Source organism: Thermococcus sp. LS2 (assembly GCF_012027375.1).
In the GTDB taxonomy this organism is placed as follows: domain Archaea; phylum Methanobacteriota_B; class Thermococci; order Thermococcales; family Thermococcaceae; genus Thermococcus_B.
Window position 1 is genome coordinate 16780 of sequence record NZ_SNUI01000006.1, and the last position, 15550, is coordinate 32329.

Genomic DNA, 15550 nt, shown 5'->3' on the forward strand with positions numbered 1-15550 from the left:
AAAAGGTTAAAATTAAAGGAGTAAATTTTGGAATTCATAATTCTGGGTAACTTTTCAATCTCGTGCGATTCATATGTTGAAAGCTCTAAGATGAAGTCCTCAAAAAGGATTATAACCTTTAAAAACGAATATTAGATTATGAGCAGAATCCCCTTCTATCTTAAAGAGAGGCTGGAAGAAGTCCAGAGAAGAGTTCTCTATGAAAGTTATGAGGCCCAAAAACTCCCAGTATGGGAGCGGATAGTGTTAACTTGGATAGTGCTGTTTTCCTTTTGGATTGTCATAAGTGCGAACACATCTATAGATAATATTGTCATAGGTGGTGTTACAACGCTGATAATTGCTTCCTTTATGAAAGACATGCTTATGGAGGACGTTAGACACAAGGGGCACTTAATTGAGAAAATTGTCTATTTTCTGCTGTTGTATGCTCCTCAGTACCTCACAATAATGGCCTTCCGTTTAATTGAAAGCAACATAAAGGTTGCTAAGAACGTCATATTCATGGACATCAAACCGGGTATTGTAAAAATAAAGACAGATTTGCACTCCGATACGGGTGTTACTATACTGGCAAACTCAATAACCCTAACTCCCGGTACATTAACTCTGGATGTTTCAAAGAAGCTTGGGGAGACTTATTTGTATGTGCACTGGATTTATGTCGAAACCCTTAACAGAGAAAAAGCGGGAGAAAAAATCAAGGGGGACATCGAGGAATGGTTGAAGAAAATCTTCTGGTAACGCCTTTTGGCTGGGGAGTTTTGATTTTAATCTTTACAAGCATCTTGCTGACTTATAGGGTGCTTTTTGGGCCTACATTACCCGATAGAATAGTTGGGCTGAATACCATAACCACAAAGGTAGTCATAATGATAGCAATCCTCTCGGTGATCAACAAGCAGTATTTCCTAATAGACTTAGCCGTTGTTCTCCTAATGGTCAATGCAGTTGGTGGACTGATTCTATCGAAATATCTGGAGAGGAGGGGAAAGAGGTGATTGAGTATCTCCTTTTGGCTTTTGGAGAGATTGTGATGATATTTGGAGCTCTGGGAATAATACGCTTTCCTGACGTTTATACTAGGTTGCATGCAGCCACAAAGTGTGATACCGGTGGTGCGATGACAATTCTCTTGGCCTTGGCAATATACACTGATGCCTCAGTCTTCGTAAAGCTCAAGCTTCTTGTCTTGGCATTTCTCATTGCCCTGATAAATCCTATGATCTCTCATGCAATTGCTAAAGGGGCTTATAAATATGGAATAAAACCAAAAGTCGTGGTGGACATGTATGCTTGGGATAATCCATGAGTTTTTGCTGTTCGTTATGATAATCATAGCGATAGCAGTAATTGAGGAGGATGACTTGATTAGTGCGGTAGTTAAGTATGCCCTGCTTAGCTTGATCTTTGTTCTAATTCTCTTTCAGCTTAAAGCTCCGGACGTTGCTTTATCTGCCATAGTCGTTGGAGCCATCATTATTGGGGTTTTTCTGTTCACGATAGAAGAGGTAGAAAAGTTGGAGGGGACAAAGAAGTGAAAAGGATGATTGGAATCATAGTTGTCCTTTCATTGGCACTCATCTTTTTGCAGCTGGATTACTCAAAGGTGGAAGGAGGGAGCTATGAATATTATATCTCTCACTGGGAGGAAGTGAATATTCCAAATCTTGTGACGGCAATCTTAGCTGACTGGCGTGCTTATGACAGCTTAGGAGAGGCTACTCTGCTCTTTACTGCTGTTACTGGGTTCTACTTGTTGTTGGGAGGTAAGAAAAAATGAAGATGAGCATAGTTGTGCGAACTACTACAAAGTTAATCAGTCCCTTTCTCGTTACTTATGCCGCTTATCTGATGATATACGGGCATTTAAGCCCGGGAGGAGGCTTTCAAGCGGGAGTTATACTGGCGGTCAGTGTTATACTCCTAATCACTTCACATGGATACAAAAAGGTTAAAAAGAAATTTAAATTCAAAGAAGTTGGCATTATAGAAAGTTTTTCAGCAATATTTCTCGTAAGTCTTGGTTTAGTAGGGATACTATTTGGGGGATTTTTCTACAATTTTCTAAATGAGAGAAAGTTTGGTTCGCTGATAAGCGGTGGGATAGTTCCTCTTTTTAACATAGCAGTTGGGCTGAAAGTTGGGGCAGCTTTTACATTCCTATTTTACATCCTGCTGAGGTGGGTTGAAAGTGATTAACGCTGAAACAGCTGGAATAATCATCATGCTAATTGGACTTTATGGTTTGATAACGAAAAGGAATTTAATCAAGCAAGTTCTAGCGATTAATGTAATCTCAACTGGACTAGTTTTGTTCTTTATGGGAGCTGGGTATGTGGAGAATGCAGAAGTGCCAATTCTTCCTCAGCAAGCAGTTGTTGATCCATTACCTGCAACACTAATGTTGACAACTCTAGTCGTTGATGTTGCGATTACATCTCTGGCATTAACGTTGATTCTGAAAATGAGGAGGGAGGAGATATGATTCCTACTTTAGTCGCCCTTCCCTTGCTCGCCACATTTTTTGTTTCGCTTCTTGAAACTTTGAGGGTTAAAGAAAGAAAAATCAGGATAGTGTTTTTAGCTGGAATTCTCTCACCATGGGTGATTTTCATTTATGACACTTCAAAGATGCCTTTGAGTGAGATTGTTGGAAACCATGCAAAAGAAGCTGGAATACAGGTTTCTCTCGACATTTACAATTTCTACTTTATATTAGCCGAACTAATCCTGTTCTCCCTTGTGGCTGTTTACTCAATGAGCTACTTCAACCAGCGCTCAAAGAATGGAAAAATCTATGCACTCTTACTTTTAATGCACGCTGGATTATTGGGAGCGTTCATCAGCAGAGACTTGTTCAACTATTACATTTATATGGAAGTTGCTTCAGTATCTTCCTTTGCTTTAATAGGTTTATCAGATGAAAAAGGGGCAAAAAAGGCAGCATATAAGTACTTGGCATTTTCTCTTGTAGCATCATACCTTTTCATCTTCGCAATCGGAATAATTTATCTAAAAACTGGCTACCTGAATGTTGAGTTGATAAAAGATAATGTAGTTATCTCAAGAGAGATTAACATAGCCCTATCGGTGGCTTTTTCCACTTTAATTTTGAAGGCTGGAATCTTTCCGCTCCATTTCTGGCTCCCGGATGCACACTCAAAGGCTCCAACTCCAATAAGTGCTTTGCTCTCTGGAATTGTTGTTAAAGCTCCGATCTATGGAATGCTGCTTTTATATGTTGCTTTACCTATTGAAGATCCCCTTTTACGTTTACTCAGACTCGTGGCGTTCTCATCAATGCTGATTGGAGTTATTCTAGCCCTTCTCCAGAAAAACGCAAAGCGCTTGTTAGCATATCACACAGTTTCTCAGATGGGTTACGTGCTTTTAGGAGTGGCAACACTGAATCCTTTGGGAGTAATTTATTATGCTTTTGCTCACACCCTCTTTAAAGGCGGACTCTTTTTGAGCGTTGGAACACTGATAAATGCCCAAAAAACGAAGAATCTGGAAAAACTTACATACAGATACGACAAAATTTTGATGGCAAGTATAATAATGCTCAGCTTGGCAATTGGAGGGATATCTCCCTTTGTTGGAGCTTTTGGAAAGAAGCTTCTTTTATCAAATCTTAGCGGGATTCAACGGCATCTATTCTACACAGCTGGAATTGGAACGCTTGTGTCTTTCACTAAGCTGAACTACTATCTGATGAAGCCAAAAAAAGCTGCTGAAAGCAATTTAACACAGCGGGTGCTTTCATTTACTGTCGCTCTGTTAACCTTAGCCTTTGGAGTATATTTCGGCCTGACAGTCGCATACAAGGATTTGTTTGCAATTTCAATTGCAATCTTAGGTTTTTTGGTGCTGAAGAAAGCTGGAACTCTCAACATAATTATAAAAAAGCACTTTGGAGATGGCATAGAAGGGGTCGGAATGGAAGTGAATGTGTATATGACTGGCTTTCTACTCTTTCTGCTGCTTCTGCTACTCCAAAGCTTTTAAAGTTACTTCTTTGACCTCTTTTACTTTGCTCAGCTCTTTTCTTAGTTCGTTAATACTTATCTTCATTTCACTTACATTGATAACAGCTACAATTGCAGCAAGCCCAATGCCTTCGAGTTCTTCAGTCTCGCTGAATAAAATATTTGCTTTATTTCTTCCTAGTGTCCCGCTGATTTTCGCAAGAACACCGGGTTTATCCTCAACTACAAGCTCAATTTCAACGAGTTTTTTGCCCGGCAAAGCGACTCTCTCTATGTGTACCTCCTTTAAATCGGTGTCAATTTCAATTAAGAAATAGGAATCCTTAACAAGCCCTATCTCATATGTAAATTCGAGAGGGATTTCAATTTTTCCGTTTTCCTTTATCTTCACGATCTCATAGTGTCTCATGATCCCTCAAAGTTTGTTAGTGTTCCTTAGTAATAAGCTTTGTGAATCAAAGTTCGAAATTTTGCTATAAAGCCCAAAATTCATCTACTATGTCAAAAACTTTTTCCAAAAAATTTTTATTAATGCTTTTCATAGATGAATAGGGATTCACGTGGAGGTTGTAGGGTACGTTTTTATCATCATTGCAGTAGCAAGAATTTTGGCGGAGATATTTGAAAGATTAGGCTATCCTGGATTCCTTGGAGAAATTACTGCTGGTCTTTTCCTTGGTGTGATTTTAACAAACCTTCCAAGAGAAGACATGAGCCTGTTAGCTGAGCTTGGGATCTTTTTCTTAATGATTTACGCTGGTCTCGAATTAACACCGGAAGAAATTCACCTTGGGGGTAAGAAAAGCCTACCAATATATATCGCCACATATATAACAATGCTCTTTCTAACGCTTCCCTTCACGAACTACAAAATCTCAACGGACAATCTAATAGTGGCATCAATTCTAGCTGTCGCTTCAGCTCCGATCGTTATCCGATTTACCAGATTTTTTGGCCAGGAATTTCTCCACGTTGCTCTTTCATATGCTGTCATCAGCGAGGTTGGGAGCTTGGTGATCCTTTATCTGCTGATAAACTTCGAGCTGTATCATTTAAGCTACATGGAGCTCTTTTTAGAGTTTGTTAAGGATGTGGTATTTTTGGGCACGGTGCTTGGACTGAACTACTTTATTGGGATTCAACACAAAGTTTGGATTATAAGGGCATTAAGAAGATTAAAGAGCGACGAAGCGGTATTTGGATTAGTAATGATTCTTGCAACTTCCTTGGCTTTAATAAGCGAGCAGATTGGTCTCCACTTCAGTATTGGAGCATTTTTAGTTGGCTTAATACTTCACAGCGACTTAGTTGGTACAAAACAATATGAGAGACTGCACACTATAATCTCTGGTGTTACCTATGGAATTTTTGCTCCAATTTTCTTTGCTTGGAGAGGCATAAATTTTGAGACTGAATTTTCTCTAGAGGTTATTTATTTCTTTGTAGTGATTTATTTAGTTAGGGTTCTCCTTACAACGGTCCTTCTCTGGGAAAGTGACTTAAAAACATCCTTAGCTAGAGGAGCTGGAGTAGCGAGTTTTGGAGTCTTGGGTCTTTTAGTTGGCGAAATCGGGTATACCTATGGGGTTTTAAGCCAGCATATGTATGCTCTAGCTTCTCTTGCAAGCATCATGGGAATCTTTGTTTCAGCAACGATTGGCAGGGTTATATCGCACATCAACAGCAAAGAAACATGATGGTAAAAACTGTTTTCAGCTGTTCGTTTTCGCTTTAATCGGTTTATTTATGATTATTCTCGAAGTAATTAGATATTTGCTTGCTATTCCAAATTTTGACTGAAAGCGAAAGACTTATAAGCAAACTGGCAGGTAGGGATTAATTGAACCCAAAATTTCGCAATAATTTTTATTAAAATCCAAATTAAATTGTTAATAATAGCCAAAATTGGAGGTAAAGGAAAATGAGCTGGATAACTCCGAAAAAAGCAATTATGCTAGCCGCGAGCGCTGAGGGTGGGACTAAGCTAAATGCCTTTGACAATGCCCTGCTTAAGATGGGGATAGGAAACGTTAACATTGTAAAGCTCAGCAGTGTCATTCCATCGCATATAGAATGGATTGAGAAAGTTCCAGAGGTTCCAATTGGAATGCTCCTTCCAACAGTTTATGCACACATTGAGAGCGATGAACCCGGCACGACAATAAGCGCAGCTTTAGGCGTCGGAATAAGCGAGGGCAACGAAGGTGGATTGATTTATGAATACAGCGGCTACTGCACAAAAGAAGAAGCCACAGAAATGGTAAGGAGAATGGTCGAAGAGGGCTTTAGAGTTAGAGGTTGGAAGCTCAAAGAATTCAGAGTTGCTGCTGCGGAGATAACTGTGAAAAATAAACCTGCCGCTGCTGTTGCCGCTGTGGTAATGTTCCCCTACTGATTCAAATTTTTTTGAAGAGGTGAATGGCGATGGAGGGAGGTGAGTGCGATGGTTCAAGTAACTGTGGACACTCCAATTGGAATGCATGTTGTTCTAGACTTATACGAATGCGACCCACGGATTTTAGACGATATAGAAAAGATAGAGGAAATATTAACTAAAGCAGCTGAAATAGCAAATTCCACAATTATTGACAAGAGGTTCCACAAATTCTCCCCTCAAGGCGTTTCTGGTGTTGTTGTCGTTTCTGAAAGCCACATCGCAATTCACACATGGCCAGAGCATGGCTATGCAGCAGTCGATGTTTACACTTGTGGCGACCACACAATGCCGCTGAAAGCAAGTGAATATATAATCAAAGAGCTTAAGTGCAAAAGACCAACAATTGTTAAGCTTGACAGAGGACTGCTTTTCAAAGACTGAGACTTTTGATTTTACAGATTAAATTTTCTTTATCTCTTTCACTATTGCCCTTTCTGAATCTATCGGCTTCACGATGATTGTAAATCTCTCTCCATTCTTTGAGGCCCAAATTGTGAAATATACCTCATCTGAGGTATTCTGGGTGTGGATCCAGAGAACCTCATAGCCCAGCCTTTTGAGACTTCTCCTTATATCTCCCTGGATAATTGTTCCTGACTTAAGTTCCTGCTCCTTCTTTCCAGAAATGAGGGATATTACGTCCATATATATCCTGTAGGGTTTCTTGTTTTTTATCGGGAGTATGAACATAATTGTGTTATCTTCTTTTATAAGAAGGGGTTCTTTGAGGGGATCTTCCATCGCAGAAACGCTCAGGTTTATCTCAATGCTGTCATTTTGATTTCTGATTTCTCCCACGAGATGGGGGGTTGCGTGTTTGGAGATCTCCTCAATATCGGCGTGGAGATTTTTGATTTCTCTGAAAAGCTTCTTTTGGAATGAAGTCTCTGCCATTTCTAACCCCAAAAGTATTATCAAAGTTAGGGCGTTTATAATTTTAACTTTTGATGCACACTAAAGTTTAAAACCTCTCAACTGAGAAGCTATCGAGGTGAGAGTTTATGCACTTCATAGAATGGTATCCAAGAGGGTATGGCGTTGCATTTAAGGTTAAAGAAAAGTTATTTGAAACTCAAAGCAGATATCAAAGAATAGAGATTTATGAGACTGAAGGATTTGGAAAGCTTTTGGTTCTAGAGGGGACTGTTCAGTTGGTAGAGCAAGGAGAGGAAAGCTACCACGAGCCTTTGGTTCATCCAGTTTTGTTGGCTCATCCTAACCCGAGGAAAGTTCTCATCATTGGTGGCGGTGATGGGGGAACTCTTAGAGAAGTTTTAAAGCACAAAACTGTTGAAAAAGTCGTTATGGTTGAAATTGACGAAATGGTTGTTGAGATCTCGAGGCTTTATCTTGGCATTGATAGGGGAGCATTTGAAGACCCAAGAGCAGAGGTTATAATTGGAGATGGTGTAGAATATGTGAAAAACACTAAAGAGAAGTTTGATGCTATACTCATTGATTCAACGGACCCCGTTGGACCTGCAAAGCAGCTTTTCAGTGAGGAATTTTACAAGGCTGCGTATAATGCATTGAATGACGATGGGATTCTCATAACACAAGCTGGCAGCGTTTATCTGTTTACAAACGAGCTGCTGGATGCTCATAAGGCCATGAAGAGTGTGTTTGACAAAGTTTATTACTTCAGCTTCCCAGTGATTGGCTACGCTTCACCATGGAGCTTCTTGGTTGGAGTTAAAGGAAACATTGACTTTACAAAAATTGACTTAAAGAGAGCAGAGGGGCTTGAACTTATCTATTATGACCCAGAAAGACATGAAACTCTGTTCCAGATGCCAAAATATGTTAGGGATCTGCTGGAAGGAAAGCTTAAGCTTTAGAGCATTCTGTTCGCTTCCTTTTCAAAGCTTTTTATAAATTCTTCCATTTTGCTCAAAAGGGCATTTAATGCCTCCTTTGGGGCTTTTGCTTTGTAGAGGTAGCCAAGCCATCCCCTGTTTATCAGCTCCCTCTCAACTAGTCCAAGCTCAAGGAGGTGCTTAAGCTTCTCCCTAACAATTCTCTCAGACAAATCAAGCTTTTTTGCTATCTGCCTTGGTGTTAGTTGCTCTTTTAGGAGGAGAGAATATATTTTAATTTCTGAGCTTGTAAGCTCAAATTTTTCAAGTGTATTTGTGAGGGCTTTTAACAGTTCCTCCATTCTAATCACTATGAAAATTTTTCTTCATACCTATTCACGATTTAGTGAAAACACTTATAAACCTTTCCAAGAGATGTTCAACGGTGGTGCTATGTTACGAGCTGTGATAAAAAACACCAGAATAATCGATGGTAAATCGTTCATAGGAATGGGGTTGCTCGGCCTGATAATGAATCTTAGGTATAATCCTGATTTCAAAGGTGCCTTCATGGTTCTGATGTCACTGATATTATATGTTGCATACGCTTTTGCTATAAACAATTGCTTTGACGTGGATACTGATTTAATAAATCCTCTAAAGAGAAATAAAAATCCAATAGCCAATGGGGAGCTCAGCTTTGGGGTGGGCATTCTCTCATCAGCTGCAATTGCAGTTTTGGGTATATTATTTGCAGCCTTCCTTAGCTATGGAGAGCTTCTAATTTACGTTTCAATGATACTGCTAGCTACTCTTTACTCAGCACCCCCGAGACTTAAGGCACAGCCTATACTAGATGTTTTATCACATGGAATATTTTTTGGAGCAATGCCCTTCCTCTATGGTGCATACTTCGATGGAGTTTTAACGAAATACGAGATTGCAATAGGATTGGCTCTCTTGTTCTATTCATTCTCGATGGAACTTAGGAATCATCTTGAAGACTATGAAAGTGACTTAAAAGCAAATTTAAGGACAACCCCAATCGTCATCGGCAAAAGTCTATCAGAAAAGCTTGTCATGATATTTTCGGGCATTTCAGTAGCTCTCCTCTTGGCGACTTTGAATGTCCTTTTTGGTGCCCTTGGGATTATGGTTACTGGGATCAAGGTTAATTACAGAACTCTTGATGGAACTGTTGTTTTCCTTTTAGCTCTACATGCTTTAAGGACATTACTGGGTGCATAGCATGGACAAGAAGAGGGTGTTCACTTTAATTGCTCTCTTAATATCCCTTGCCTATCTTTACAAAAATATTGATGTTGATGAGCTTAAATTAGCCCTAAAAACAGCCTCCCATGAGTACCTTTTAGTGGCATTTATGCTTTCAGTCCTTACGGTGGTTTTGTCGTCTCTTAGATGGTACCTATTTTTAAGGGAAGTTCAAAAAACAAGCTTTAAGAAGACCCTCAAAGCTTTTATTAGCGGATATTATCTGATGACAATTCTCCCTCCAAGTGTAGGTCATATAGCAAAAGTTAAGCTTGTAGGAGGGGATTATTTCAAAGCCCTCTCTTCCCTTGTAATTGGACTGAGCACAGAAATTTTGGTTGTCCTTTCGTTTGCTCTAATCTTCGTTGGCTTCACAAAGCTTGGAGTTCTTGGATTGATTCTTATTCTAGTTGCCTTAATCTATGAAAAAGGCATATACAAGGCTCTTGACTCTCTGCTGAAGCTTTGGGAAAGCGTTGGACTTAAAGGATTGATCTCTACTCTTAGGAGTTATCTAGAGCGGACATATAAGGGGTGGAGTGAGGCAAAGGAAAATAAAGCCATTTTTCTTCTATCCTTCCTGCTTTCTGCTGTTATAATCCTTCTCCAAGTTTTTGGGATTATTATAGTTGGAAAGGCATTCAATTTAGAAATTTCAATGAGGCAGGCTTTATATGGGTTCCTGATGAGTGTATTATTCGCTTCTGTCAGCGGAATTCCAGCTGGTTTTGGAGCGAATGAGTTTGGGCTTGTTCTTGGAATCGGTGCCTCAACAAAAGCTACAATAACGGCATTTATTTATAAATTCCTCTTCCAGTATATATACTCAATAGCAGGCGCAGTGATGTTTTATGGAGCTTTGAGTGGAGGTGAATAAAAATGAGAATAGCTCTCGTTAGTGATTGGTATTATCCAAAAATTGGTGGAGTTGCGAGTCATATGCACCACTTGGCATTGAAGCTTAAGGAAAGAGGACATGAGGTCGCCATTGTCACTAATAACAGAGAAACTGGGAAGGAGGAAGAATTAGAAAAGAATGGAATTGAACTCATAAAAATCCCCGGAGTTGTGAGTCCAATTTTAGATGTAAATGTTACTTACAGCTTGAAATCTACAAAAGAACTTAATGAATTTCTTGGAGACTTTGATGTAATACACTCTCACCATGCATTCACTCCATTGGCGTTAAAGGCAGCAAAAGCTGGAAGAGAAATGGGAAAGGCGACAGTACTAACAACTCACAGCATTTCTTTTGCTCATGAATCAAAGCTCTGGGAGGCTTTGGGTTTAACATTCCCAATGTTCAGTAATTACCTTAGGTATCCTCATAAAATAATTGCAGTTAGCAGGGCTGCCAAAGCTTTTATAGAGCATTTTACGGATACTCCGATAGAAATTATCCCAAACGGAGTTGATGACAAACTTTTCACACCAAACTGGGATAAAGAAAAAATTAAAGCTGAATTTGGGATTGAAGGTAAGGTTGTGCTATACGTAAGTAGGATGAGCTATCGAAAAGGGCCTCATGTTCTTCTCAATGCCTTCTCAGAGATTGAAGATGCAACTTTGGTTATGGTGGGTTCTGGAGAAATGCTTCCATTCTTAAGAGCACAGGCAAAGTTTTTGAGAATTGAGGATAAGGTTAAGTTTTTAGGATATGTGGACAGTAAGATACTGCCAAAGATTTTTGGAATGGCAGATATATTTGTTCTCCCGTCAATAACAGCCGAGGCATTTGGGATTGTAATATTAGAGGCCATGGCTTCTGGTTTGCCAGTTATTGCAACAAATGTGGGAGGAATTCCTGAGATTATAAGGGAGAGTGAAAGTGGGCTTTTAGTTCCTCCTGGTAATGAGTTTGAGCTGAGAAAAGCGATTCAAAAGCTCCTCCTTGATGATAACCTTAGAGAATGGTTCGGGTACAATGGTAGGAAGGCCGTAGAAGAGAGATATTCTTGGGATAAGGTTTCAGAGCAGATTGAAAAAACTTATGAAGAAATTCTGTCAAAAATGTAACGGGGATTGAAATGCGCATGGAAAACTTAACCTGGGATGAGTTTGATGAGGTTAGAAAGAAAGTTGACACGGTAATCCTTCCAATCGGCAGTGTTGAGGCTCATGGAAAGCATTTGCCTCTCGGCACCGATGTATTCGCTCCAGTTGAGATAGCGAGAAGGGTTGAGGCTAAGCTGAAAGAAAAGGGAAAAGAAATTTTAATTGCTCCTCCAATCTGGTATGGGCACAGTTTTGTCCTCAATATCTTTCCGGGAACTATAAATGTTAAAGCTGACACATTGAGGAGATACGTTCGTGATGTCATGGAAGAGTTCGCAGAGGAGGGATTCAAAAGGATTATCCTATTAAACGGGCATGGTGGGAACTATTATCCGCTTGTTGAAGCTAGCGAAGAAGTTGCTGAGAAATATGATGTTGAAATCTGGCTTATAAATTGGTGGATCGACTTTAGGGAGGACATTTTAAGCATATGCTCTTCTCAAGGACATGCTGGAGAAGATGAGACCTCTGTTATTTTAGCAATAAAGCCGGAATTAGTCAAGATGGAAAAAGCTGAGGGTGAAAAGAGAACCTCAAAAGTCAGAATAATTAGGAAGGATATAGCCCTCGAACTATTTCCAAACGGCGTAAACGACAACCCCAAAGGGGCGACAAAAGAAAAAGGCGAGGCGATTTTGGATATCGTTACTGAAAAGATTGCTCGCCTTATCTTGGAGCGTTAAAGATGAGGGGCATGGAAAAGGTATTTGAGGAGATAGAAAAGAGGATAAAGAGACTGGAGGCAGAGATTGAGCTAGCTGAAAAAAGACTTGAGCTGCTTGAGGAGACTGGGGCTGCCCATAAATACCAGATTTGGGAGAAAAGAAAGAGCTACTCAGAGTACTATCTGATATTCATTGCACTGTGGATGATATTGGGCTTGCTACTCCTCGTATACATTAAAAACCGCTATGCTCAGATGGTTCCGCTTTCTCTAACTCCCTACATAATTCTTGCGTTGTTCCTAATTATTGTCCCCTTGGCTTATATAATATGGAAGTTCCTGCACAAAGAAGAAATTGAAAGTCCGCTGGAGTATTTGAGCAGAAGAGAGAAAAACGCCCGCATTGTTTTGAATGGATTCTACCTACCCTTAAAAGAAGCACTGGAAAAAGGGGATGAAGAAAAGCTCCGTCATATCGCTGATAACCTTCTCACAAGTCCAGGGTTGGCAAAGGCAATAGAAGAGGAAAATGAAGGGGATCCAAAAGTAATGGCGTATGCTCTTTATCTATATTTGATATATTTGAACAGAGATAAAGACATTAAAGACGAAATTGAAGAGACAGTAAAGCTCTTGAGAAACAAACCGCTGAGAGCTCTCCTCTCTTCCCTTCTTGAGAGGGGTTGAGAAACTTTATAACTTCTCCTTTTAATTATCTTTGGGGATAGAAATGAGATTCGAAGTTTTAAGTAAAGAGGATATGGTTGAGCTATCAAAGGAGCTCAGCAAGGCTGGAATTATGAACAAAACAAAAGAGGAGCTTGGCTGGGAGATTCAGCACTTCATTATGATTAGGGGGAAATACTCTGAGTTAGTTGCAAAAAGTGAAGATTTTGATGTGATTGATGAAAAACTTGGCGAGATTCAGCAGACTTTTGAGAGGCTCATGGAAAAGTGGCAAGTTGGGGAAGAGAAAGAGATTAGTGAATTATTTGATGAAGTTGATATAAACAGACTCGTGGTTTTATCAGCGCTGATTGAAGGGGGATATGTTGTCGGGGAAGAAAAGCTGAAGCTCATGAAAAAACCTAAGCTCGATGATTTGGTTATTGAGCTAAGATTTCCAATAGATGAAGTTGAGGAATTTTTAGATGAGCTCGAAGAAAAGATGGACGCAAAGCTCATAACTGAGTTCACTTTTATGAAGAGATATTACGTTGAAGTCCTTGAAATTGAAAAGGATTTAATTCAAGAAGCTCTCGAGATAGCAGAGGGGTATGCGACTGAGGAATCTTTAGTGGAGGCAATGTTTGTGGGCATGGCGAAATCTGTTTTGGCAGAGATTATCCTTGAGCTGGTTAAGCAGAAGAACAAGAAAAATGAGCTCATTGAGGCTTTGCTTGAAAGAGAGCCTATCCTAATAGAAGGAAAGAGAGAAAAGATAAACATCTACTTTGACGAAGAAGCTTTGGAGGATATCCTCAAGGAGCTGCAAAGCTTGGGATACATTAAGGTTAAGGGTAACAGAATCTGGTGGTGACTTTGCTTAAAGTAGTGGGGGAGGATTTTGTAAAGCGTTACAGATTACAGCAGTCTCTTGAAGCTCTTGAGAGGGTTAGAGGGAGAATTAGTGAGCAAAGCTATGAAAGATTGAAAGCATTAGTTGAGTATAGGCTTTTTGGCAAAGAATTTGATAGAACACCTATTGACGAAAAGATAGTGGTTGCATTTTCTGCTGGTAGCGACAGCACCGCAACAGTAAAAATTCTCGGATGGGCAGGCTTTGAAGTCATTCCAGTCATGGTAAAGCTACCTCAGATAAGAGAGCCCGTTCTCTTGAATGCTGAATCTTATGGTGCTGTTTTTGTTGAGATTCCTAATTATATGGAAGTAATAAGTGAACAAATCGAGAAAGGTGCTCCAATCTGCGGTAAATGTCACTCAATGATAATGGAAGCTGTTAAGGATTATGCAAAGAAAGAGGGTATTAAAATAGTAGCCTCGGGAGATCTGCTAAGTGTGGGAAGCATTTCAATATACTTGGAAGGAGAAGTGGTTAAGTTAAACCTCCCAGCTTTTCTTGCCATGGACAAAAGAGAAGCGATAGGCGTCTTGGGAAGAAAATATGCTCTCGGATTCGGATGTTCTCTCTGGAAATCAGCTGCTCGTAAATCACCAATTTTAAAGAAATTTGCTATCCAGCGGGTTCTGAGAGAATTGAGGGCTGGGGCCATAGATGAGGATATTGCAAAGAAACTTATATTTGACATATTGCAAAAATGAACATGATATCTTAATAATAATCAAAAATGGCCCAAAAGGTTTAAATTTGTTATCTAAGAAGGAAGTTTAGGTGAAGGAAATGAGTGAAGAGAAAAAAGTTGAAGAAGTTAAACTCAGCAAGGAACTTATCTTAGAGAAGCTTAAAGAAGTTGTTGACCCTGAGATTGGCATTGATGTTGTTAATTTGGGCTTGATTTATGAGGTTGATATAAGACCAGACAACACAGTTTATGTAAAGATGACAGTAACAACTCCTGGTTGTCCATTGACTATGTGGCTTTTAAAAGCTGTTGAAGAGAAAATACTCGAAATTCCTGGAGTTAAAGATGCAGAGATTGAGCTTACCTTTGATCCTCCATGGACACCTGATAGGATAAGCGAGGAATATAAGAAGAAGTTGGGCCTTCTTTAAACGAAAACACAATTCTTCTTTCTTTTATTTCAAAATTTTGGACTTCTAATAGCATTTAACGAAAGGTTTATATCCAAAGGTTTATAATATTCTCCTGGTGATGCCAATGGCGAAGTGGAAGGTTTGGGTTGACAGGGATGTTTGTATTGGAGATGCTATCTGTGCAAGCCTCTGTCCAGATGTCTTTGAAATGGACGATGAGGGAAAGAGCGTTGCAAAGGTTGAGCTAATTGATGAAAGCTTGTATGATTGCGCTAAAGAGGCAGCTGAGGCCTGTCCAGTCAGCTGTATTCACATTGAGCAAATAGAGTGATGCACTTTCTTTTAACTTTTTTTAATTTCCTCGATTATACACCTTTGGTTATCGAAATTCTTTTAAGCTTGTACTTCCCTTTTTCTCTTGGAAACTGCTTGGAGGTGCCAAAAATGAAGGTTAGGGTTGATAAGGACACATGCATTGGATGTGGAGTTTGTGCAAGCATCTGCCCAGATGTTTTTGAGATGGATGAAGACGGAAAGGCTAAGGTTCTTGTAGAAGAGACAGACCTCGAGTGTGTAAAGGAGGCAGCTGAGAGCTGTCCAACTGGAGCAATCATCATTGAGGAGTGATTTTTCTTCTCACTTTTTATTATATTGTTT

General features: G+C 39.7%; 24 protein-coding genes and 1 pseudogene. 22 read left to right on the top strand and 3 right to left on the bottom strand.

All coding sequences use genetic code 11. The features are described from left to right. Positions 1-138: 138 nt before the first annotated feature. The 8 genes from E3E24_RS08575 to E3E24_RS08610 are packed head-to-tail and all read left to right on the top strand — an operon-like array spanning position 139 to position 4011. On the top strand, positions 139-744 hold the full coding sequence (locus E3E24_RS08575; protein ID WP_167886579.1) for a Na+/H+ antiporter subunit E: 606 nt from the start codon (positions 139-141) through the stop codon (positions 742-744). Then, positions 720-1001: a monovalent cation/H+ antiporter complex subunit F gene (locus tag E3E24_RS08580; RefSeq protein ID WP_167886580.1), complete on the top strand. Its 282-nt coding sequence runs from the start codon at positions 720-722 to the stop codon at positions 999-1001. Before E3E24_RS08575 ends, E3E24_RS08580 begins: the two co-directional genes overlap by 25 nt. After that, positions 998-1312 carry a monovalent cation/H(+) antiporter subunit G gene (gene mnhG, locus E3E24_RS08585; RefSeq protein ID WP_167886581.1) on the top strand — a complete coding sequence of 105 codons (315 nt, stop codon included), beginning with the start codon at positions 998-1000 and terminating at the stop codon, positions 1310-1312. Before E3E24_RS08580 ends, mnhG begins: the two co-directional genes overlap by 4 nt. Then, the gene (locus E3E24_RS08590; protein ID WP_167886582.1) at positions 1293-1541 is read left to right on the top strand and encodes a hydrogenase subunit MbhD domain-containing protein; all 249 of its coding nucleotides are present in this window, start codon (positions 1293-1295) and stop codon (positions 1539-1541) included. The genes mnhG and E3E24_RS08590 overlap by 20 nt, the downstream gene beginning before the upstream one ends. A 5-nt stretch (positions 1542-1546) precedes the next feature. After that, positions 1547-1783 (top strand): hypothetical protein, encoded by a 237-nt coding sequence (locus E3E24_RS08595; protein ID WP_206205004.1) that lies wholly within the window; start codon positions 1547-1549, stop codon positions 1781-1783. After that, positions 1780-2202 (top strand): Na(+)/H(+) antiporter subunit B, encoded by a 423-nt coding sequence (locus E3E24_RS08600; protein ID WP_167886584.1) that lies wholly within the window; start codon positions 1780-1782, stop codon positions 2200-2202. Before E3E24_RS08595 ends, E3E24_RS08600 begins: the two co-directional genes overlap by 4 nt. Further along, a complete protein-coding gene (locus E3E24_RS08605) occupies positions 2195-2488 on the top strand; it encodes a cation:proton antiporter subunit C (RefSeq protein WP_167915861.1) in 294 nt (97 codons plus the stop codon). The genes E3E24_RS08600 and E3E24_RS08605 overlap by 8 nt, the downstream gene beginning before the upstream one ends. After that, on the top strand, positions 2485-4011 hold the full coding sequence (locus E3E24_RS08610; protein ID WP_167915862.1) for a proton-conducting transporter membrane subunit: 1527 nt from the start codon (positions 2485-2487) through the stop codon (positions 4009-4011). Before E3E24_RS08605 ends, E3E24_RS08610 begins: the two co-directional genes overlap by 4 nt. On the opposite strand, the gene E3E24_RS08615 is transcribed toward E3E24_RS08610, so the two are convergent. Further along, a complete protein-coding gene (locus E3E24_RS08615) occupies positions 3994-4401 on the bottom strand; it encodes an ACT domain-containing protein (RefSeq protein WP_167915863.1) in 408 nt (135 codons plus the stop codon). The two genes, E3E24_RS08610 and E3E24_RS08615, sit on opposite strands and share 18 nt — an antisense overlap. Positions 4402-4552: 151 nt before the next feature. Between E3E24_RS08615 and E3E24_RS08620 the strand changes: the two genes are divergently transcribed. The 3 genes from E3E24_RS08620 to speD all read left to right on the top strand — a co-directional run bounded on the left by E3E24_RS08620 (position 4553) and on the right by speD (position 6810). Further along, on the top strand, positions 4553-5689 hold the full coding sequence (locus tag E3E24_RS08620) for a cation:proton antiporter (RefSeq protein WP_167915864.1): 1137 nt from the start codon (positions 4553-4555) through the stop codon (positions 5687-5689). A gap of 224 nt (positions 5690-5913) precedes the next feature. Beyond that, entirely contained in the window at positions 5914-6387 is a 474-nt protein-coding gene (locus tag E3E24_RS08625; protein WP_167915865.1) for a pyruvoyl-dependent arginine decarboxylase, read from the top strand. Positions 6388-6435: 48 nt separating this feature from the next. After that, on the top strand, positions 6436-6810 hold the full coding sequence (gene speD, locus E3E24_RS08630; protein ID WP_167915866.1) for an adenosylmethionine decarboxylase: 375 nt from the start codon (positions 6436-6438) through the stop codon (positions 6808-6810). A gap of 18 nt (positions 6811-6828) precedes the next feature. Here the strand turns inward: speD and E3E24_RS08635 are convergent, their stop codons facing one another. Beyond that, positions 6829-7323: a hypothetical protein gene (locus tag E3E24_RS08635; protein WP_167915867.1), complete on the bottom strand. Its 495-nt coding sequence runs from the start codon at positions 7321-7323 to the stop codon at positions 6829-6831. A gap of 107 nt (positions 7324-7430) precedes the next feature. Between E3E24_RS08635 and speE the strand changes: the two genes are divergently transcribed. After that, entirely contained in the window at positions 7431-8267 is an 837-nt protein-coding gene (gene speE, locus E3E24_RS08640) for a polyamine aminopropyltransferase (RefSeq protein WP_167886592.1), read from the top strand. On the opposite strand, the gene E3E24_RS08645 is transcribed toward speE, so the two are convergent. After that, positions 8264-8587, bottom strand: a complete 324-nt coding sequence (locus E3E24_RS08645; RefSeq protein ID WP_167886593.1) for a helix-turn-helix domain-containing protein — start codon at positions 8585-8587, stop codon at positions 8264-8266. The two genes, speE and E3E24_RS08645, sit on opposite strands and share 4 nt — an antisense overlap. A 91-nt stretch (positions 8588-8678) precedes the next feature. On the opposite strand from E3E24_RS08645, the gene E3E24_RS08650 reads away from it, so the two are divergent. The 10 genes and pseudogenes from E3E24_RS08650 to E3E24_RS08695 all read left to right on the top strand — a co-directional run bounded on the left by E3E24_RS08650 (position 8679) and on the right by E3E24_RS08695 (position 15520). Beyond that, positions 8679-9473, top strand: a complete 795-nt coding sequence (locus E3E24_RS08650; protein ID WP_167915868.1) for a UbiA family prenyltransferase — start codon at positions 8679-8681, stop codon at positions 9471-9473. Position 9474: 1 nt separating this feature from the next. After that, the gene (locus E3E24_RS08655; RefSeq protein ID WP_167886594.1) at positions 9475-10374 is read left to right on the top strand and encodes a lysylphosphatidylglycerol synthase transmembrane domain-containing protein; all 900 of its coding nucleotides are present in this window, start codon (positions 9475-9477) and stop codon (positions 10372-10374) included. 2 nt (positions 10375-10376) lie between these two features. Continuing rightward, a complete protein-coding gene (locus E3E24_RS08660; protein WP_167915869.1) occupies positions 10377-11513 on the top strand; it encodes a glycosyltransferase family 4 protein in 1137 nt (378 codons plus the stop codon). A gap of 11 nt (positions 11514-11524) precedes the next feature. Continuing rightward, complete coding sequence (locus E3E24_RS08665; RefSeq protein WP_167886596.1) at positions 11525-12235, top strand: creatininase family protein; 711 nt, start codon at positions 11525-11527, stop codon at positions 12233-12235. A gap of 2 nt (positions 12236-12237) precedes the next feature. Beyond that, on the top strand, positions 12238-12903 hold the full coding sequence (locus E3E24_RS08670; protein ID WP_240912188.1) for a hypothetical protein: 666 nt from the start codon (positions 12238-12240) through the stop codon (positions 12901-12903). A 43-nt stretch (positions 12904-12946) separates the two neighbouring features. Then, a complete protein-coding gene (locus tag E3E24_RS08675; protein WP_167886597.1) occupies positions 12947-13756 on the top strand; it encodes a hypothetical protein in 810 nt (269 codons plus the stop codon). Positions 13757-13758: 2 nt separating this feature from the next. Next, positions 13759-14499 carry an ATPase gene (locus tag E3E24_RS08680; protein ID WP_167915870.1) on the top strand — a complete coding sequence of 247 codons (741 nt, stop codon included), beginning with the start codon at positions 13759-13761 and terminating at the stop codon, positions 14497-14499. Between the two features lie 106 nt (positions 14500-14605). Continuing rightward, positions 14606-14911, top strand: a pseudogene (locus E3E24_RS08685) (metal-sulfur cluster assembly factor); the annotation flags it as partial. A gap of 106 nt (positions 14912-15017) precedes the next feature. Beyond that, positions 15018-15224 (top strand): ferredoxin, encoded by a 207-nt coding sequence (locus E3E24_RS08690; RefSeq protein ID WP_167886600.1) that lies wholly within the window; start codon positions 15018-15020, stop codon positions 15222-15224. Positions 15225-15337: 113 nt separating this feature from the next. Further along, positions 15338-15520, top strand: a complete 183-nt coding sequence (locus tag E3E24_RS08695; protein WP_167915871.1) for a ferredoxin — start codon at positions 15338-15340, stop codon at positions 15518-15520. Positions 15521-15550 lie beyond the last annotated feature (30 nt).